At 72.7% G+C, this 18,693-nt stretch carries 19 protein-coding genes and 1 tRNA gene; 16 read left to right on the top strand and 4 right to left on the bottom strand.

Annotated elements, in window-relative coordinates:
- From ABEA81_RS18520 to ABEA81_RS18510, 3 genes are all read left to right on the top strand, one after another.
- The coding region (locus ABEA81_RS18520; RefSeq protein WP_345606404.1) for an amidohydrolase family protein at positions 1-384 on the top strand (384 nt) is incomplete at its 5' end.
- Entirely contained in the window at positions 381-1,055 is a 675-nt protein-coding gene (locus tag ABEA81_RS18515; RefSeq protein ID WP_425570599.1) for an iron-sulfur cluster assembly protein, read from the top strand. The genes ABEA81_RS18520 and ABEA81_RS18515, both read left to right, overlap by 4 nt.
- A gap of 18 nt (positions 1,056-1,073) precedes the next feature.
- Positions 1,074-1,766 (top strand): haloacid dehalogenase type II, encoded by a 693-nt coding sequence (locus ABEA81_RS18510; RefSeq protein WP_345606403.1) that lies wholly within the window; start codon positions 1,074-1,076, stop codon positions 1,764-1,766.
- Positions 1,767-1,828: 62 nt separating this feature from the next.
- On the opposite strand, the gene ABEA81_RS18505 is transcribed toward ABEA81_RS18510, so the two are convergent.
- Together ABEA81_RS18505 and ABEA81_RS18500 are read right to left on the bottom strand one after the other, a co-directional pair.
- Positions 1,829-2,560 (bottom strand): class I SAM-dependent methyltransferase, encoded by a 732-nt coding sequence (locus tag ABEA81_RS18505; RefSeq protein ID WP_345606402.1) that lies wholly within the window; start codon positions 2,558-2,560, stop codon positions 1,829-1,831.
- 86 nt (positions 2,561-2,646) lie between these two features.
- A complete protein-coding gene (locus ABEA81_RS18500; RefSeq protein ID WP_345606400.1) occupies positions 2,647-3,765 on the bottom strand; it encodes a 5-methyltetrahydropteroyltriglutamate--homocysteine S-methyltransferase in 1,119 nt (372 codons plus the stop codon).
- Positions 3,766-3,819: 54 nt separating this feature from the next.
- Here ABEA81_RS18500 and ABEA81_RS18495 point away from each other — a divergent pair, with 54 nt between their 5' ends.
- Positions 3,820-4,653: an LLM class F420-dependent oxidoreductase gene (locus ABEA81_RS18495; protein WP_345606399.1), complete on the top strand. Its 834-nt coding sequence runs from the start codon at positions 3,820-3,822 to the stop codon at positions 4,651-4,653.
- 38 nt (positions 4,654-4,691) lie between these two features.
- Here ABEA81_RS18495 and ABEA81_RS18490 read toward each other — a convergent pair whose 3' ends face one another.
- Positions 4,692-5,423 carry an IclR family transcriptional regulator gene (locus tag ABEA81_RS18490; protein WP_345606398.1) on the bottom strand — a complete coding sequence of 244 codons (732 nt, stop codon included), beginning with the start codon at positions 5,421-5,423 and terminating at the stop codon, positions 4,692-4,694.
- Positions 5,424-5,483: 60 nt separating this feature from the next.
- On the opposite strand from ABEA81_RS18490, the gene ABEA81_RS18485 reads away from it, so the two are divergent.
- Positions 5,484-5,726 carry a DUF2630 family protein gene (locus tag ABEA81_RS18485; protein ID WP_345606397.1) on the top strand — a complete coding sequence of 81 codons (243 nt, stop codon included), beginning with the start codon at positions 5,484-5,486 and terminating at the stop codon, positions 5,724-5,726.
- 15 nt (positions 5,727-5,741) lie between these two features.
- Entirely contained in the window at positions 5,742-6,359 is a 618-nt protein-coding gene (locus ABEA81_RS18480; protein WP_345606396.1) for a nucleoside/nucleotide kinase family protein, read from the top strand.
- Between the two features lie 628 nt (positions 6,360-6,987).
- On the opposite strand, the gene ABEA81_RS18475 is transcribed toward ABEA81_RS18480, so the two are convergent.
- Positions 6,988-7,070: transfer RNA gene (locus ABEA81_RS18475), tRNA-Leu, on the bottom strand.
- A 134-nt stretch (positions 7,071-7,204) separates the two neighbouring features.
- On the opposite strand from ABEA81_RS18475, the gene ABEA81_RS18470 reads away from it, so the two are divergent.
- The 10 genes from ABEA81_RS18470 to ABEA81_RS18425 all read left to right on the top strand — a co-directional run bounded on the left by ABEA81_RS18470 (position 7,205) and on the right by ABEA81_RS18425 (position 18,508).
- A complete protein-coding gene (locus ABEA81_RS18470; RefSeq protein WP_345606394.1) occupies positions 7,205-8,491 on the top strand; it encodes a DUF3662 and FHA domain-containing protein in 1,287 nt (428 codons plus the stop codon).
- Positions 8,492-8,561: 70 nt separating this feature from the next.
- Positions 8,562-9,017, top strand: a complete 456-nt coding sequence (locus tag ABEA81_RS18465; protein ID WP_345606392.1) for an FHA domain-containing protein FhaB/FipA — start codon at positions 8,562-8,564, stop codon at positions 9,015-9,017.
- 94 nt (positions 9,018-9,111) lie between these two features.
- Positions 9,112-10,482: a PP2C family protein-serine/threonine phosphatase gene (locus ABEA81_RS18460; protein WP_345606391.1), complete on the top strand. Its 1,371-nt coding sequence runs from the start codon at positions 9,112-9,114 to the stop codon at positions 10,480-10,482.
- 92 nt (positions 10,483-10,574) lie between these two features.
- Positions 10,575-12,014: an FtsW/RodA/SpoVE family cell cycle protein gene (locus tag ABEA81_RS18455; protein WP_345606390.1), complete on the top strand. Its 1,440-nt coding sequence runs from the start codon at positions 10,575-10,577 to the stop codon at positions 12,012-12,014.
- A complete protein-coding gene (locus ABEA81_RS18450) occupies positions 12,011-13,486 on the top strand; it encodes a peptidoglycan D,D-transpeptidase FtsI family protein (RefSeq protein WP_345606389.1) in 1,476 nt (491 codons plus the stop codon). Before ABEA81_RS18455 ends, ABEA81_RS18450 begins: the two co-directional genes overlap by 4 nt.
- Positions 13,483-14,943, top strand: coding sequence for a serine/threonine-protein kinase (locus tag ABEA81_RS18445; RefSeq protein WP_345606388.1), 1,461 nt, complete (start codon positions 13,483-13,485; stop codon positions 14,941-14,943). Before ABEA81_RS18450 ends, ABEA81_RS18445 begins: the two co-directional genes overlap by 4 nt.
- A 109-nt stretch (positions 14,944-15,052) precedes the next feature.
- On the top strand, positions 15,053-16,969 hold the full coding sequence (pknB, locus tag ABEA81_RS18440) for a Stk1 family PASTA domain-containing Ser/Thr kinase (RefSeq protein ID WP_345606387.1): 1,917 nt from the start codon (positions 15,053-15,055) through the stop codon (positions 16,967-16,969).
- Between the two features lie 40 nt (positions 16,970-17,009).
- Positions 17,010-17,645, top strand: coding sequence for an aminodeoxychorismate/anthranilate synthase component II (locus ABEA81_RS18435; RefSeq protein WP_345606386.1), 636 nt, complete (start codon positions 17,010-17,012; stop codon positions 17,643-17,645).
- A 70-nt stretch (positions 17,646-17,715) separates the two neighbouring features.
- Positions 17,716-17,982, top strand: coding sequence for a cell division protein CrgA (gene crgA, locus ABEA81_RS18430; RefSeq protein ID WP_345606385.1), 267 nt, complete (start codon positions 17,716-17,718; stop codon positions 17,980-17,982).
- 79 nt (positions 17,983-18,061) lie between these two features.
- On the top strand, positions 18,062-18,508 hold the full coding sequence (locus ABEA81_RS18425; protein ID WP_345606384.1) for a PH domain-containing protein: 447 nt from the start codon (positions 18,062-18,064) through the stop codon (positions 18,506-18,508).
- Positions 18,509-18,693: the final 185 nt, after the last annotated feature.

The raw sequence follows: 18,693 nt of genomic DNA, 5'->3' as shown, positions 1-18,693 counted from the left end.
GTGCAGGAGCCCAACGTCTACGCCGGCCTGTCGGTCGTGATCGGCGGCCTGATGCACGCCCGCCCGAAGTTCTTCGCCAAGGTGATGGGCGAGCTGCTGTTCTGGGTCGGCGAGGACAAGATGACCTTCGGCAGCGACTACGGCATCTGGGAGCCGAAGTGGCAGGTCGAGGGCTTCGTCGACTGGCAGATGCCCGACGACGACGCCTTCTCCGACTACCCGCGACTGACCGCGGAGGGCAAGAAGAAGATCCTCGGGTTGAACGCGGCCAAGCTCTACGACATCCCGGTGCCCGCGGAGTGCCTGCCGCGGACGTCGGCCGGCGAGCAGGAGAAGCCCGGCGAGCAGCTGCTCACCGACGCCGCGGCGGCCGGCACCCCGTGATCGGTCTCGCCGCCGCGGTGTGGGCGGCGCTGGGCACGGTGCGCGATCCCGAGCTGGACGAACCGATCACCGACCTGCGGTTCGTGTCGGCGTGCACCGTGTCCGGCGACGGGGTCGCGACCGTGCGGCTGCGCCTGCCCACGTTCTTCTGCGCACCCAACTTCGCCTGGCTGATGGTGGCCGACGCCCACGACGCGGTCGCCGCGGTCCCGGGCGTGACGCGCGTGGACATCGCCCTGGACGACCACTTCGTCGCCGCCACGATCAACGAGGGCGTCGCCGCACGGGCCGGGTTCGTGGCCGCGTTCCCCGGCCAGGCGCAGTCCGAGCTGGACGAGCTGCGCGCGGTGTTCCTGCGCAAGGCCGCTCTGGCCGGGCAGGACCGCCTGGCGCGGCCCCTGGTGGACGCCGGTTGGACACCGGAGCAGCTGGCCACCGCCCGGCTCGGGGACCTGCCGCCGTCGAGCGACCTGGACCGGTTGCGGCAGCGGCGGGCCGAGGTGGGCCTGCCGCACGGCCCGGACGCGCCGCTGCTGCTGGACCCGGACGGCCTGCCGATCAGCGCGGAGCAGGTACCGCTGCACCTGCGGCGGGCCCGGCTCACCCGGGTCGGGATCGAGGCCAACGGCCACACCTGCCGCGACCTGCTCGGGAAGCGGTACGCGATCTAGGCGGCCTAGGCTCGCCGGGTGGAGATCAGGGCGCTCGTCTTCGACGTCTTCGGCACGGTGGTGGACTGGCGGTCCGGGGTGGCGCGGGAGGTGCGTCGCCAGCTGCCGGGCGTCGACGCCGAGGCCTTCGCCGACGCGTGGCGCGGGCGGTACGTCCCGTCGATGGACCGGGTGCGCCGCGGCGAGCAGCCCTGGACCTCCCTCGACGACCTGCACCGGGCGTCGCTGGACGAGCTGCTGGCCGAGTTCGGTGTGCCCGGGGTGCCGGCCGACGCCCGCGCCGAGCTCGTGCTCGCCTGGCACCGGCTCACCCCCTGGCCGGACTCCGTCGCGGGCCTCACCCGGCTCAAGGAGCGGTACGTGATCGCGTCGCTGTCCAACGGCAACGTCGCGCTGCTCGTCGACATGGCCAAGCACGGCGGCCTGCCGTGGGACACGGTGCTCTCCGCAGAGCTCTTCGGGCACTACAAGCCCGACCCCGAGGTCTACGACGGCGCCGCCCGGCTGCTCGGCCTGCCCCCGGAGCGGGTGCTGATGGTGGCCGCCCACACCAGCGACCTCGCCGCCGCCCGCGCCCGCGGCCTGCGCACGGCGTACGTCCACCGCCCGGCCGAGCACGGCCCCGCGGCCACCCCTCCTCCGGGGGCGGACCCGGAGGCCGACGTGTCGGTGGCTTCCCTCACGGAGCTGGCGACGCGCCTGAGCGCCTGAGGCAGGTCAGCAAAGCCACTTCCACGACGCCTCGTGTCAGCAAAGCCACTTTGCTGACACCCCTAGCGGGTCGCCACCAGCACCCGGAACCGGTTCCGGAGCACGTAGCCCCCGGTTCTCGTCCGGTTGACGTCGAGGCGGGCCAGGACCGCCTTCCGGACCGCTGCCTCGCCCGCCCGCGCGGCCGCCGCCCGCCCGATCCCCGACGCGAGCAGCGGGCCGACCAGCGCGTCCGCGTCGGGGTAGGTGAACGGGCACTCGACCTCGTCCTCGGCACCGACCGTCAGCCCGGCGAGCCCGACGATCTTGCGCAGGCGGGCCGGGTCGGTGAGCGGAGGCGGCCCGGACGGCGGCCGGCGCGGCGGCAGCCAGGCCGCGAGGGCCTCGCCGAAGGCGCGCACGTCGCACTCCTCCTCGGGCCCCCACGTCGTGACGGCGACGGATGCGCCCACCCGCCCGGCGGCGCGCAGCACGGCGACCGGGTTCGCGACGTGCTGGAGCAGCTGCACGGCCGCGACCAGCTCGAACGGACCGGGCGGCGGGTCGTGGGCGTCACCGATCCGGAAGTCCGCGCCCGGCACCGCCGCGGCGGCCGCGGCCACCGCGGACCGGTCGCCGTCGACGCCCAGCACCCGGGCGCCGCGTGCGACCGCCGCCGCGGCGAACGTCCCCGGCCCGCATCCCAGGTCCAGCACCGTGGTGCCGGCACCGACGCCGGCGAGGTCGAGCACCCGGGCGTGCAGCGGGGCACCCCAGCCCGGCGGCCCGTCAGAATGTGTTCGAGAAGCGCGCATGTCGGCCGCAGTCGCCGGTGATCCAGCAAGGTTCTGGCTGCCCCGGGCTGCCCGCTCCACGCTTCTCACGCACGTTCTCGCTCACGTCAGCCCCAGACGTCCTCCGCCACCTCCACGATCAGCCGCAGCTTCGCCACCTCTTCCTGGAGCGTGAGTGCGTTGCCCTCGACCGTGGAGGAGAAGCCGCACTGCGGGGACAGGCACAGCTGGTCGAGCGGCACGTACTTCGAGGCCTCGTCGATGCGGCGCTTGAGGTTGTCCGGGTCCTCGAGCCGGCCGGTCTTCGTGGTGACGAGCCCGAGCACCACCTGCTTGCCCGGCGGCACGAACCGCAGGGGTGCGAACCCACCGGAGCGATCGTCGTCGAACTCGCAGAAGAACCCGTCGACGTCGAGCTCGCCGAAGAGCGCCTCGGCAACGAAGTCGTAGCCGCCCTCGGCGGCCCACGACGAGCGGTAGTTGCCCCGGCACATGTGGGTGGTGATCCGCATGCCCTCCGGCCGGTCCGCGACCGCCGCGTTGATCTGCTTGATGTAGCGGAGATGCGCATGGTCGGCGTCCTCGCCCCGCGCCGCGATCTGGGCGCGCTGGGCGGGGTCGTTGAGGTAGGCGAGGCTGGTGTCGTCGAGCTGCAGGTAGCGGCAGCCGAGGTCGGCCATGGCACGCACCTCGGCCGCGTAGGCGGCGGACAGGTCGCTCCAGAACTCCTCGACGTCCGGGTACACGCTGCGGTCGACGGCCCCGATGCCGGCCCGGTAGTGGACCATGCTCGGGGACGGGATCGTGAGCTTCGGCGTCGCGGTCGTGGTGAGCGAGGCGAGGTAGCGGTACGCGTCGGCGAAGATCGGCTCGTCGAGCCGGACCTTCTCGCGGACGGCGAGCCCCGCGGTCGTGAACGCGTTCTCCCCCTCCGCGTTGTGCATGCTGACCCGGATCTGCTCCTCGGTCTTCGCGATGCCGCCGAGCTGGTAGATGAAGTCCATGTGCCACGACGTGCGGCGGAACTCCCCGTCGGTGGCCGACTGCAGCCCGATCTCCTCCTGCATCGCGACGGCGTCCCTGATGGCCTCGTCCTCCGCGGCACGCAGGCCCTCGGCGTCGAGGGTGCCGGCCGCGTAGCGCTCCCTGGCGTCGAGGAGCGCGGGCGGGCGCAGGAGGCTGCCGACGTGATCGGCACGGAACGGCGGTTCGGTGCGTCGCTGCATGCCCCGGAAGGTAGCCCCGTGCGCCACCCCTCGCCCAGGTGCGAGGCTGGTCACGTGGATCACGGCGTCTTCATCTTCCTGACCGACTACGGCATCGACGGACCGACGCTGGCGCGGGCCACCGAGGAGCGGGGGTTCGACGGGCTGTTCCTCACCGAGCACACGCACATCCCCACGAGCCGGGAGTCGGCGTGGTCGGGTGGGGCCGAGCTGCCCCGCCGCTACTCCCACACGTACGACCCGTTCGTCGCGTTGGCCGCGATGGCGACGGTCACCGAGCGGATCACGCTGGGCACGGCCGTCTCCCTGGTGCTCCAGCACCACCCGATCGGGCTGGCCAAGACGATCGCGAGCCTCGACCGGCTCTCGGGCGGCCGGTTCGAGTTCGGCGTCGGACCGGGCTGGAACCGCGAGGAGATGGCCAACCACGGCGTCGACCCGCGCACCCGGACCCGGCGGATGCTCGAGCACATCGCCGCCATGCGGGCGATCTGGACCGAGGACGAGGCCGAGTTCCACGGCGAGTTCGTCGACTTCGACCCGATCTGGTCGTGGCCCAAGCCACTGCGCACGCCCCCGGTGCTGATCGGTGGGGAGGGACCGTCCGTGCTGGACCGGGTGCTGTCGCACGGCGACGGCTGGATGCCGCGCGGCGCCCCCGGCGAGGACGTGGACGCGCTCGCCGGGCGCATCGCCGAGCTGCGCCGTCGCACCGTCGACGCGGGGCGCGGCCACCTCACCGTCACCGTGTTCGCCGCCCCTCCGGACCGTGCCGTGCTCGAGGCGTACACGGCGGCGGGGGTCGACCGGGTGCTCCACTCCCTGCCCGACGCGGGTGAGGACGAGGTGCTGCGCACCCTCGACCAGCTCGCAGGCCTCCGCGGCTGAAGGCCCGTCATCGACGAGATCGGGACCGGTTCGCGCACTCAGCCCGCAGGGGCCTCCTGATCGACGCTGGCCGCGGCCTCGCGCACGGCCCGCACCAGCTCGCTGCGACGAGCGGTCAACTCTGCACGAGGAACGGTCACCCCGAGCGCGCCGCGGACCACGCCGTGCCGGTCGTGCACGGGAGCCGCGATCCCGGCTGTGCCCGGCTGGTACTCGTGGGTCTCCACGGCCGTGCCGTCGGCCCGGATCCGGGTGAGCACGGCGTCGTCCACGGGGCCGGCCCGGGCCGAGAGCTCGGCGAGCGGGCCACGCCGGAGGTCCGCGAGCACCGCCATGCCCGCGGCCGTGGTGTGCGGTGCCACCGGCTCACCGACCCGCATCAGGTGGGGCCGGGGATGCCGGGCGCAGTCGTCGACGTGGGCCACGACCACGTCGAGGTCCCGGAGCACGGCGAGGTACGACGCCGCACCGACCCCGGTGTGCACGTCGTGCAGCACCTGCCGGACGAGCGCCGATGGCCGCATCTGCTCGGCGAGGCTCCGGTGCAGCTGCGCGACGCGGTAGCCGAGGCCGTAGCCACGGGCCTCGGGCAGCCGCACGAGGTAGCCCTCGTCGACGAGCGTCCCGATGGCCCGGTAGACCGACGGCAGCGGGATGCCGACGCGGCGCGCGATCACCTTGGCCGTGACCCCGTCGCCCGCCGCGGCGACGGCCTCGACCACCCGCAGGGCGCGGGTGATGGAGGTGCCGGTGGCGCGGTCGGGTGCCACGGTGTCGAGTGTCGGGTACAACGGGCGGCGACGGCACCCACCGATCGGACGGGAACCCGGATGAACGACGACGAGCTGCACCGCCACATCGACGAGCTGGTGGCCGAGGAGCACCGGCTCGAGCGGGCCCACGTGGGCCAGGCGCTGTCGGAGGCCGAGCAGCAGCGGTTGAACGAGCTGGGTGTCCAGCTGGACCGCTACTGGGACCTGCTGCGCCAGCGGGACGCGCGCCGCCGCGCCGGCCTCGACCCGGACGCGGCGCAGGAGCGCTCCGCGAACGTCGTGGAGGGCTATCGCCAGTAGGTCCGGCTGCAGGTCGTGCAGATCACACCCGTCACCCCGGCCCGCCTCGTCGACGAGGTCGTGGAGCTGGTCGACGCCCGCCCCGGACGGGTGCGCCTCGCCCTCGACGGCCCCCCGCCCACGCGCCCGCTCGCCCTCGCCGAGCGGGTGGCCGACGAGCTGCGCACGCGGGGCCGCATGGCCGTGGTCGTGAGCGCGGGCGACTTCCTGCGCCCGGCATCCCTGCGCCTGGAGTTCGGCCGCGAGGACCCGGACGAGTTCCTCGACGGCTGGCTCGACGCAGGCGGCCTGTGCCGCGAGGTGCTCGACCCCGCCGGGCCGGGCGGCTCGGGCCGGGTGCTCCCCCGCCTGTGGGACGCGGTGGCCGACCGCGCCCACCGGGACCGGTACGTCGAGCTCCCCGCCGACGGCGTGGTGCTCCTGGCCGGCGCCCTGCTGCTGGGCCGCGGCCTCCCCGTGGACCTGTCGGTGCACCTCGAGATGTCGGCCGCCGCCCTCTCCCGCACCCTTCCGGACGACGAGCGGTGGACCCTCCCGGCGTACGGCCGCTACGCCGAAGAGCGCACCCCCGAAGCGGAGGCCGACCTGGTCGTCCTCTCCGACCACCCCGACCGCCCCGCGGTCCGCCGCTGACGCCGGTCTGAGCAGCCCCCGATCGATGGATGCGCTCCTGATCGGTGACCAGCCGTGCCCACTCGACACAGTCGGCAACGGGCTCGGTCCGACCCGAGGACGTGCCCAACCCCTGATCAAGGTCGTGCGAGCACCGGGCCAGCAAGTCAACCCCCGGTCGGGTGGCACCCGACCGGCGATGGTCCGGTTCCCCCGACCGCTCACCGGTTACCCACTGTCGTGTGCTGGACCGAGCCCCCGCCCCATGATCGGATGACGGAGATCCACACGCACCCGGGCGAAGGGAACGGATGCCGCGAGGACAGCAGCGAAGACGCCCCGACGACGAGGCCACCAACGCTCCAGGGCCGGTACCCGAGGACCAGCACCCGAGGGAAGCCCTGGCGAGAACGGCAGGGGCCAACGAACGGCGCCCACGTGGCAAGGGCCAACGAACGGCGCCCACCTGGAAGGGGTCCAACGAATGGCGCCCACGTGGAAGAGCGGTGCCCACCTGGAAGAGCGGTGCCCACGTGGAAGGGGGTCCGGGGGCGGAGCCCCCGGCCGGGGGGTCTGGGGGGCTGGGCCCCCCAGATCAACACCGATGCCCACCAAACGGTGAGCGCAATCCGCGAACATGGGTACCCGGTGGGCGAGGAGGGAGTTGAACCCTCACGTCCTTACGGACACACGGACCTGAACCGTGCGCGTCTGCCATTCCGCCACTCGCCCTGGCAGGAGGGAAGTTAGCACGGGGGTGGGAGGGGGTTTCGGGCGGCCCCTGGTCGGGGGGCGGCACGGGGCCGACTAGCACAGATACGATCGGTACTGCCAGCAACACGCCGATGCGAACGGAGGAAGATCGGTTGGGCCGCGTCGACAGGTTCGAACGCCGTCTCCAGGGACTGGTGGGCGACGCCTTCGCGCGGGTCTTCGGCGGCAGCGTCGTTCCCCAGGAAGTTGTGCAGGCGTTGTTGAGGGAAGCCGAAGGCCGGATCGAGGAGCTCGCGGGAGGTCGCCAGCTGGCGCCCAACCGGTTCACGGTGCTGCTCAGCCCCACCGATCTCGCTCGCATGGGCGGTGATCGAGCGGAGATCGTGAACTCGCTGTCCAGCTCTGTCACCGAGCAACTCGCCGACCAGGGATGGGACACCTACGGCGAGGTCGTAGTCTTCCTGGAGCGCTCCGATGCGCTGCACACGGGACAGTTCCGCACCCGCTCGACCGTGGACCCCGACGCTTCCCGCCGGGACGCCATCCGAGCACGCGACGCAGGAGAAGCACCCATGAGCCAGCAACCGGGCCACCCCGAGGAGAACGGGCAGTACGGATACGACCGTGGTGCCCCCGGCGGATACGGGCAGCAGCAGACGTACGCCCCTCCCGCCTACGACCAGCGCCAAGGGGGGTACGACCAGGCCGACCAGGGCCAGCAGGGCTACGGCCCGCAGGGCGGGTACCCGCAGCAGGGCGGCTACGCCGGCCCGCAGCAGGGCGGTGGGTACGACCAGGGTTACGGCGGCCAGCAGGGCGGCGGTTACGGCGGCCCCCAGCAGGGCGGCGGCTACGGCGGCCAGCCGGGCGGCGGGTACGACCAGGGCTACGCCCAGCCGGGCGGCGCCGGGTACGGCGGCCCCCAGCAGGGCGGCGGGTACGACCAGGGTTACGGCGGCCAGCAGCAGGGCTACCCCCAGCCGGGTGGTTACGGCGGCCAGCAGCCGGGCTACGGGCCGGGCGGGTACGACCAGGGCTACGGGCAGCAGCAGGGCGCCGGCTACCCCCCGCAGCAGTACGAGCAGGGCTACGACGGCGGGTACGACCAGGGTTACGGCGGCCAGCAGGGCGGCTACGGCGGCTACCAGCAGCAGCTGTCGGCGTCGCTGTCGCTCGACGACGGCTCGGGCCGCACGTACGACCTCACCCAGGGCAGCCACGTGATCGGGCGCGGGCAGGATTCGTCGTTCCGCCTCCCGGACACCGGCGTGTCGCGTCGCCACCTGGAGATCAGCTGGGATGGTCACACCGCGACGCTGACCGACCTCGGTTCCACGAACGGCACCACCGTCAACGGCAACCCGGTGCAGACCTGGCAGCTGAACGACGGTGACGTGATCCGGGTCGGGCACTCGAGCCTGGTCTTCCGCACGCAGTAGGCGAGGATCGGAAGGCCGCGGGGTGGAGGCCGGGTGAGGACGACATCGGAGAGAACGGAGTTCGCCGCGAGTGCCGGAGTTGGTGCTGCAGCTGACCAGGGCGGGCTTCCTCGCCCTCCTCTGGCTGTTCGTGCTGGTCGCGCTCCGGGTGGTGCGCTCTGATCTCTACGCCGCGTCCGGCCTGCGTGCGCTGGTGCCGGGCGGCAGGGCCACGGCCCGCAGGGGCCGGGGCCGCACGCCGCGCCAGCTCCTCGTCACGCAGGGGGCGCTGGCCGGCACGCGCATCTCGTTGGACTCCCGGCCGATCCTGATCGGCCGGGCCGACGACTCCACGCTCGTGCTCGACGACGACTACGCATCCACTCGCCACGCCCGCATCTCGATGCAGGGTGACGAGTGGTACGTCGAGGATCTCGGGTCGACAAACGGCACGTACCTCGACCGGGCTAAGGTCACCGGGCCGACCCGGGTTCCCCCGGGCGTCCCTGTCCGCATCGGCAAGACGGTGATCGAGCTTCGATCATGAGCCGGCGCATGTTCCACCGCCGTGCCCCGGCGCTCGCCGCCCGGGCCGGTCGCGCCGGCCGATCTGCCCCTGAACGTAGTGTCGGAGCGCTGAGATGACGCTGGTCCTGCGCTACTCCGCCCGCAGCGACCGCGGGCTCGTCCGGCAGAACAACCAGGACGCCGTGTACGCCGGCCCGCGGCTGCTCGCGCTCGCCGACGGGATGGGTGGCCACGCCGCCGGTGAGGTGGCGTCGTCGCTGGTGATCGCGGCGCTCGCCCCGCTCGACGAGGACGATCCGGGCGACGACCTGCTCGCCGAGCTGCGCGATGCCACGGTGGAGGGCAATGCCGCGATCACGCGGCACGTCGCGGACGCGCCCGACCTCGAGGGCATGGGCACCACGCTCACCGCGATCCTGTTCGCCGGCAACCGGCTGGGGCTGGTCCACATCGGTGACTCGCGCGCCTACCAGCTGCGCGACGGGCTCTTGACGCAGATCACCAAGGACGACACGTTCGTCCAGTCGTTGATCGACGAGGGCCGGATCACCGAGGAGGAGGCCCACACCCACCCGCAGCGCTCGCTCCTGCTGCGGGCGATCACCGGGCAGGAGGTCGATCCGTCGCTGACGATCCGCGAGGCCCGGCCGGGTGATCGCTACCTGCTGTGCTCCGACGGGCTGTCCGGCGTGGTGAGCGACGAGACGCTCGCCGAGACGCTGCAGGCCTACCGCGACCCGCGGGAGTGCGCGGACCGGATGATCGAGCTGGCCCTGCGGGGCGGCGGCCCGGACAACATCACCTGCATCGTGGCCGACGTCGTGGACATCGACTTCGGCGAGGACGCGCCCATCGTGGGCGGCTCGGTGGGCGACGGCTCGGAGGACGGCCCACCGCCGGACTCGGCGGCCGCACGGGCCTCGGCCACCACGATGACCCGGACGGCGCCGCAGCGGATCGTGCCCCAGGAAGCCCCGCCTGCCACCCGGCGCAAGGGCAGGACGCGGATCGTGCTCGCCGTCGTCGCGGTGCTCGCCGTGCTGGTCGGGGGCGGTTTCCTGGCGCGCATGTGGGTCCTGCAGCAGTACTTCGTCGGGGCTGACGCCGAGCAGGTGGTGATCTTCCAGGGCGTGCACGGGGACGTGATCGGGGTGCCCCTGTACTCGGTGGCGGAGCGCACCGACATCGCGCTGGACGACCTGCCCGAGACCGAACGCAGCCAGGTGCGCGACGGGATCCTCACCGACGACGGGCTCGGCGGCGCCCGTGGCCTGGTCGACCGGCTGCGCGGCCGGATGCTGGAGCCCTGCCCGCCGCCCCAACCGCCCCAACCGCCGCAGCCGGTGCAGCCCGTGCAGCCGCCCGCGCAACCGAACGCCGGCCCGAACGTCGATCCCAACGTGCAGCCGCAGCCCCCGGTCGACACGACCCCGCTGCCGACGCCTGTGCCCGAGCCTGGGACCAACTGCCGGTCGGTGAGCTAGATGGGCGATCGTCAGCGATCGGATCGACGCCGCAGCCCCCGCGCTCTGCGGCGTCCCCTCCCGGGCCGCCCGAGCGCAGGCAAGGGCGGGCGATGAGCATCCCCGAGCCCCGCACGGGATCGCCGCCGCCGAGCCCCGCTCCGCTGCCCACCGGGCGCGGGATCGAGCTGGTGCTGCTCGCGTTCGCGGCGGTGCTGGTCACTGGTGCGCTGGCGCTGGTGGAGGCCAACCAGGAGCAGGAGCTCACGCAGTCACTGCTGTGGGTGGGGCTGGCCTACCTCGCGCTCTTCACGATCGCCCACCTGGCGGTGCGCCGGTTCGCGCCCTACGCCGACCCGCTGATCCTGCCCTGCGTCGCGCTGTTGAACGGGCTGGGGCTGGTGATGATCCACCGGCTCGACCTGGCACGGGTGGAACGGGCGCTGGCGGCCGGGCGGGAGGCGCCGGTGGAGCTCGTCTCCCGGCAGATCGCGTGGACGGCGATCGGGCTCGCGCTGTTCGTGGCGGTGATGTGGGTGGTCCGCGATCACCGCACGATCGCCCGCTACGCCTACACGGCGGGGTTCGGCGGTCTCGTGCTGCTCGCGCTGCCCGGCCTGCTGCCCTCGTCGATCTCGGAGGTCAACGGCGCCAAGCTGTGGATCCGGATCGGCGGAGTGGGGATCCAGCCCGGCGAGTTCGCCAAGATCCTCCTGATCGTGTTCTTCGCGGCCTTCCTGGTGCAGAAGCGGGACCTGTTCAGCACCGCCGGCAGGCGGTTCCTGGGCATGGAGCTGCCGCGGGCCCGCGACCTCGCCCCGCTCATCGTGGCCTGGGGGCTCTCGGTCGGCGTCCTGGTGCTGGAGCGTGACCTCGGTACGTCGCTGCTGTTCTTCGGCATCGTCCTGGTGCTGCTCTACGTGGCGACCGAGCGCGTCTCGTGGCTGTTCATCGGCCTGTTGTTCTTCTTCGGCGGCTGTCTGATCGCCTTCCAGCTGTTCGCCCACGTCCGGGTGCGCGTGCAGGTCTGGCTCGACCCGTTCTCGGACTTCGAGAACACCGGGTTCCAGATCGCGCAGGCGCTGTTCGGGCTCGGCACGGGCGGCGTCGGCGGCACCGGCCTCGGCGCCGGACGCCCCGACCTCGTCCCGTACGCCGAGAGCGACTTCATGCTGTCGTCGCTCGGCGAGGAGCTGGGCCTGATCGGCCTGGCCGCCATCCTGATCGTCTACCTGGTGCTCATCACGCGGGGGCTGCGCAGCGCCCTCGCCGTGCGCGACAGCTTCGGCAAGCTGCTCGCCACCGGGCTGGCGTTCACGCTGGCACTGCAGGTCTTCATCGTCATCGGCGGGGCGTCGAAGCTCATCCCGCTCACCGGCCTCACGCTGCCCTTCCTGTCCTACGGCGGATCGTCGCTCGTCGCCAACTACGCGCTCGTCGCGCTGCTGCTGCGCATCTCCAACGCCGCCCGTGCCCCGCTGCCGCGCCGCCCGGCCGCGCCGCTGCCGCCGATCGCCGAGGCCGGCACCGAGCTGGTGGAGCGGCCGTCGTGAACACCCCGGTGCGCCGTGTGGCCATCGCCGTGATGGCGATGGTCCTTCTGCTGATGGGCAACCTCACCTACGTTCAGGTGGTGCAGGCGGGTGACTACCGCAGCGATCCGCGCAACCAGCGGGTGCTGCTGGCCGAGTACTCCCGCAAGCGCGGCCAGATCAGCGCGGAGAACCGGATCCTCGCGAGCAGCACCGAGACCGGCGATCGCCTGCGCTACCTGCGCCAGTACTCCGACGGCCCGGTGTACGCGCCGGTCACCGGCTACTACTCGATCACCTACAGCTCCAGCGGGATCGAGCGGGCGGCGGACGCGGTCCTGAACGGCAGCGACGACCGCCTCTTCGCGCGCCGGCTCTCCGACCTGATCACCGGCCGGGACCCGAGCGGCGGCAACGTCGTGCTCACCATCGACCCGGCCGTGCAGCGGGCCGCCTACGAGCAGCTGTCGAGCCGCGGCTACACGGGGTCGGTCGTGGCTCTGCGCCCCAAGACGGGCGAGATCCTCGCGATGGTGTCGACGCCGTCGTTCGACCCGAACAAGCTCGCGAGCCACGACTCGGACGAGCGGATGGCGGCCTGGAAGCAGTTCAACGAGGCCGACCCGCCGGTGCTGCCGAACCGGGCGATCTCCGAGACGTATCCGCCGGGGTCGACGTTCAAGCTCATCGACACCGCCGCGGCACTGTCCAGCGGCCGGTTCACGCCGGACAGCCAGCTCACGGCGGCGTCGGCGATCACGCTGCAGGGCACGAACACCCAGCTGCAGAACTTCAACGGCAACGCCTGCGGCACCGGCGAGACGGCGAGCCTGCGCGACGCGCTGCAGCGTTCCTGCAACACCGCGTTCGCCCAGCTGTCCGCGGAGCTCGGCGAGCAGGCGATCCGAAGCCAGGCGGAGGCGTTCGGCATCGGCACCACCGACCTGCAGGTGCCGATGCCGGTGGCCACCTCGACGATCGGCGACATCCCGGACACCGCCGCCCTGCAGCAGTCCAGCATCGGGCAGCGCGACGTCGCGCTCACGCCGCTGCAGAACGCCATGATCGTCGCGGCCATCGCCAACGGCGGCGTGGTGATGCAGCCGCACCTGATCAGCCAGATCCAGAGCCAGGACCTCACCCCGGTCGAGACCACGAGCCCGGACCGCATCGGCCAGGCCATCGACCCGGCGGTGGCGCGCACGCTGACCGAGCTGATGGTCAACAACGAGAACAGCTACTCGGGCAGCGGCAAGATCACCGGGGTGCAGATCGCGGCCAAGACCGGCACCGCCGAGCACGGGGCCAACCCCGAGTCGGTGGCCCCGCACGTCTGGTACGTCGCGTTCGCCCCGGCCGACGACCCGCAGGTCGCGGTCGCGGTGCTGGTCGAGTCGGGCGGGGACCGCAGCAACCTCGCGGCCACGGGCGGCACGGTCGCCGCCCCCGTCGGCCGCGCCGTGATCCGAGAAGCGCTGGGGACGGACCGGTGACCGTTCTCGCCGCGGGTCAGAAGATCGACGACCGCTACCTCCTCGAGCGCCGGATCGCCGTCGGCGGCATGGGCGAGGTCTGGGAGGCCTCCGACACCCGGCTGGGCCGTGGCGTCGCGGTCAAGGTCCTGCGGCCGGAGCTCGGCGACGACCCGGAGTTCCTGCACCGGTTCCGCATCGAGGCGCGCACCGTCGCCTCCCTCGACAACCCCGGCATCGCGGCCGTGCACGACTACGGCGAGGACGTGGGGCCGAACGGCAGGCGCACCGCGTACCTCGTGATGGAGCTGGTGCGGGGCGAACCGCTGTCCACGCTCATCTCCCACGGCCCGATCGACCCCGACGAGACGCTGCGGCTGATCGAGGACGCCGCGTGGGCGCTGCAGGCGGCGCACGAGCGCGGGTTCGTGCACCGCGACGTGAAGCCGGGCAACATCCTCGTGCGCACCGACGGGGTCGTGAAGCTCACCGACTTCGGGATCGCGAAGGCCGCCGACGCGGTGCCGGTCACCCGCTCGGGCATGGTGATGGGCACCGCCCACTACATCGCCCCCGAGCAGGCGAGCGGGGCCGAGGCCGGCCCGGCGAGCGACGTCTACTCGCTGGGCATCGTGGGGTACGAGTGCCTGGCCGGCCACCGGCCGTTCCGCGCCGACAGCGCGGTGGCGGTGGCGATGATGCAGGTCAGGGAGCCCCCGCCACCGCTGCCACCGAGCGTGCCGGCCGGGGTGCGCGAGCTGATCGACGCCGCGCTGGTCAAGGACCCCACGCAGCGCTACTCCACGGGCGGGGAGTTCGCGCTCGCCGTGGCCGCCGTGCGCCGCGGCGAACCGCTCCCCCCGCTCGGCTCGGTCGCCGGCCCGATCGCGCCTCCCCGCACACCGTCCACGCCGTCGCGCGCCGCGCCGAAGGCCACCCCGAAGGCGGTACTCCCGTCCGCACCGTTCCCGGCGCCGCCGTCGTCGCCCTACTCGTCGCCCCGCTCATCGCCCCACTCAGCGCCGCTGTCGGCGCCGATCCCCGCGCGGTCGACGCCACCGCGGCAGGCGCGGCCGGTTCCCGCATCCCCGCGGTCCGTCCCGCAGGGGGCCAGGCCCGCGCCGTCGCCGGCCCGTCCGGCACCGGACCCGGGTGCGGGCCGCAGGCCGCACCCCACCGCGGCCCGGCGCGCCACGCCGGCGCCACCTGCGCACCGCGCGTCCTCCCAGTCGTTCCGGCTGCAGCCGAAGTCGTCGGGGCGCACCCTGTTGCTCGTGCTGTTCGTGCTGCTCACCCTCGCCGCCGTCGCGGTCGGCGTACTGCTGTTCCGCGGCGGGCTCCCACCGATCGGCGCCGTCGATCCGACGCCGCAGGGTGCCGGACCCGGTACCGTGACGGGTCGGGAGGGCGTCTCGACCGGATCGGCGGTATCGGGCGGGCTGCTCTCCCTGGTGATCGTCACGGGGAGCGTCCGGTGAACCCGTCCAACCGACGGTCTGGCGCTGCGGTGGCCGAGAGGTCACCCCGCCGGACGGCGCGGCCCGGCATGATGTCCGAATCATCCATGACTCCCAGGAACCGGCACCGATGACCACCCCCCGACTGTTGTCCGAGCGCTACGAACTGGGCGAGGTGCTCGGTTACGGCGGCATGGCCGAGGTGCATCGCGGGCTCGACACGCGGCTGGGCCGCGACGTCGCCGTGAAGGTGCTGCGGGCCGACCTGGCACGCGACCCCCAGTTCCAGATGCGCTTCCGCCGCGAGGCGCAGAACGCCGCGGCGCTCAACCACCCCGCGATCGTCGCCGTGTACGACACCGGCGAGGTGCAGAGCGAGTTCGGCCCGCTGCCCTACATCGTCATGGAGTACGTCGACGGGCAGACGCTGCGCGAGATCGTCAAGACGCAGGGCCCCCTGACCCAGCAGCGGGTCATCGAGGTGATGGCCGACGTCTGCGCCGCGCTCGACTTCAGCCACCGCCACAACATCATCCACCGCGACGTCAAGCCGGCCAACATCATGATCAACCGGGCCGGCGCGGTCAAGGTGATGGACTTCGGCATCGCGCGCGCGCTCGGCGAGGGCCAGAACGTCACGCAGACCGCGGCCGTGATCGGCACCGCGCAGTACCTGTCCCCCGAGCAGGCGCGTGGCGAGGCGGTCGACGCCCGCTCCGACGTCTACGCGGCGGGCTGCGTGCTGTTCGAGCTGCTCACCGGGGAGCCGCCGTTCACCGGCGACAGCCCGGTGGCCGTGGCGTACCAGCACGTACGGGAGGAGCCGCGGCGCCCGTCCGAGCTCAACCCGAGCATCTCGTCCGCGCTCGACGCGGTGGTGTTGAAGGCGCTGTCGAAGAACCCGCTCAACCGGTACCAGTCCGCCGCGGAGATGCGCTCCGACCTGGTGCGGGTGCGCAACGGGCAGGCCCCGATGGCGCCGCTGGTGATGAGCGACGACGAGCGCACGGCCATGATCGCCGCAAGCCCGTCCACCGGCGCCACCCGGCGGATCAACGGGCGCCACACCCCGCCGCCCGTGGACGACTACGACGACTACTACGAGCCGCCCCGGCGCAGCACCGCCAAGGTGATCGGCATCGTCCTGGCCGTGGTGCTCGCGCTCGGCGTGATCGGGTTCGTCGCGTACCAGATCTTCAGCGGTCCGCCGACGCCGCAGACGGTGGCGGTACCGGCCGTCTCCAACATGTCGGAGAACGACGCGCGCACGCAGATCCTCGCGGCCGGCCTGCGGCTGGGAGAGTCCCGGCCCCAGGAGTCGACGGTCGAGCAGAAGGACCAAGTGGTCAACACGGACCCACCGGCGGGCACGGTCGTCAACGAGAACACGGTCGTCTCGCTGATCGTCGGGAGCGGCCCGGCGAACGTCAACGTCCCGGCGTTGAAGGGCATGACCGTCGCCGAGGCCACGGCCGCCCTCGAGCAGGCGGGCCTCGAGCTCGGCCCGCAGACCCAGCAGCCCACGTCCGACTCCTCCCTGATCAACCACGTCATCGAGTCCACGCCGAAGGCGGGGCAGTCCGCGAAGGGCGGCGACTCCGTCGCCGTGGTCGTCGGTATCCAGCAGACGGGTGTGCAGGTCCCCGACGTGTCGGGCAAGGACATGGACGAGGCGGTGGACCTCCTGAAGGAGGCCGGGCTGAGGCCGCAGCCGCCCGACGGAGCGGACGACAACGACAAGGTCTCGGGCACGAACCCGCCCGCCCGCCAGGTCGTGCCGCAGGGCACGGAGGTAGACCTGCTCACCGGCAGCGATGACGGCGACACCACGATGCCGAACGTCGTGAACCTCACCGAGGAGCAGGCGAAGGACCGGCTCGCCGGTCTCGGCTTCCGGAAGATCCAGGTCAGGCGGGAGACGGTCTCCAACGACTCGGACGACGGCCGCGTGCTCGACCAGTCGCCCCAAGCGGGCGAGCAGGTCTCCAGCGACCAGCAGATCACCCTGACTGTCGGCGACGCCCCCGGCGGCGGGCTGGTCAATTAATCCGGAGATGCCGCCCACCGGGATCGGGGAGACTGGCGCAATGCGCGTCCTGGTCGTCGACAACTACGACAGCTTCGTCTACAACCTCGTGCAGTACCTCGCCCAGCTCGGGGCGCAGGTCACGGTGCGCCGCAACGACGAGGTCGATCTCGACGAGTTGGACACCGTCGACGGTGTGCTCGTCAGTCCCGGCCCCGGCACGCCCGAGCGGGCCGGATCCAGCATCGAGGTGGTCCGGCGCAGCGCCGAGCGCACGCTGCCGGTGCTGGGCGTCTGCCTCGGCCACCAGGCGATCAGTGTGGCGTGGGGCGGCGTGGTCGAGCGCGCGCCGGAGCTGCTGCACGGCAAGACCTCGCTCGTCCACCACGACGGCACCGGCGTGCTCGCGGGGTTGTCGAACCCGTTCGTCGCCACGCGTTACCACTCGCTGTCGATCCGCCCCGACACGCTGCCCGCCGCCCTCGAGGTCACCGGGCGCACCGACGGCGGCGTGATCATGGCGGTGCGGCATCGCGAGCTGCCCGTCGTCGGCGTGCAGTTCCACCCCGAGTCCGTGCTCACGGAGGGCGGGCACCGGCTCCTCGCCAACTGGATGGCGAGCGCGGGCCACCCGGTGGCCGAACCCACGGTGGCGGCCCTCACGGCGGAAGCCGCCGCCGTCACCGCCAGCGCCTGAGTGCGCGTTCCGGCGCGCACGCTACCGTGGGGGGCAGCCACGCACTCCGACGCTCCCGAGGTCAACACCCATGCCGAAGTCCAAGGTCCGGAAGAAGGCGGCCTACACGCCGCCTGCCAACCGCCCCGGCACCACCCCGGTGAAGGTCGCGGGGCCGACGCACCCGATCTACATCGGCGTGATGCTCGGCGTGATGCTCCTCGGGCTCGCCTGGCTGGTCGTGAACTACCTGGCCGGCGAGTCCATCTCGGTCATGGCCACTCTCGGGCCGTGGAACTTCGCGATCGGGTTCTCACTGATCGTGATCGGGCTCCTGATGACCATGCGGTGGCGCTGACCAGGCTAAATACACCAATGTGAGTAGTCCCCAGTGTGGACAGGTGCTGTGGACAAGTCACTTTCCGTGATCAACTCGTATGAGTGATCAAGCACCGGTCCGGGCCCGGGAGTGGAGTCCCGCCGCTGGCCTCGTCGCGCTGGCCTGGCTGCTCGCCGTCGCCGCCGCGGTCCTGTGCGCGGCGCTCTGGTGGACCGGATCGGACCCGGCAGGGGGCCTGCTGGCCGCGGTGATGGCACTGGGCGCCGGGTTCGCCGCGCTGTTCGGCACCCGAGCGCGGCCCCGCCTGCGCGCCGACCCAGACGGGCTGACGGTCGGTGGGCTGTTCCGCTCACGCCACCACCCGTGGCCGTTCGTCGTCGACGTGCGCGTGCTGCGGACGCGGCGGCTCGGGCGGGAGAGCTCGCTCCTCGAGGTCGACACCGTCGGGGCCGACGGCACCGAGCGGCTCATCGTGTTCGGCCGGCTCGATCTCGCGGCCGACCCGGAGGACGTCGCTCCCCAGCTGCGTGCGCTGCGGCCGTGAGCGTCCCCCACATGCCGCGTCCGGATACTCCACGTGCCGTTGCCGCCGCCCGAACGTGCGGTCGTGCGGCTCCCGGCCCGGTCCTACGATCGACTGAGGCGACGAGAGGAGTCTGGATGGCGACGACCACACGGATGCGGGGCACGGACGGCTGCACCTCCGGCTGCGGCTGCAACCCACCCGCC

The organism is Pseudonocardia adelaidensis (assembly GCF_039543345.1).
GTDB lineage: Bacteria > Actinomycetota > Actinomycetes > Mycobacteriales > Pseudonocardiaceae > Pseudonocardia > Pseudonocardia adelaidensis.
This window is presented reverse-complemented; position numbering and strand designations above follow the sequence as displayed.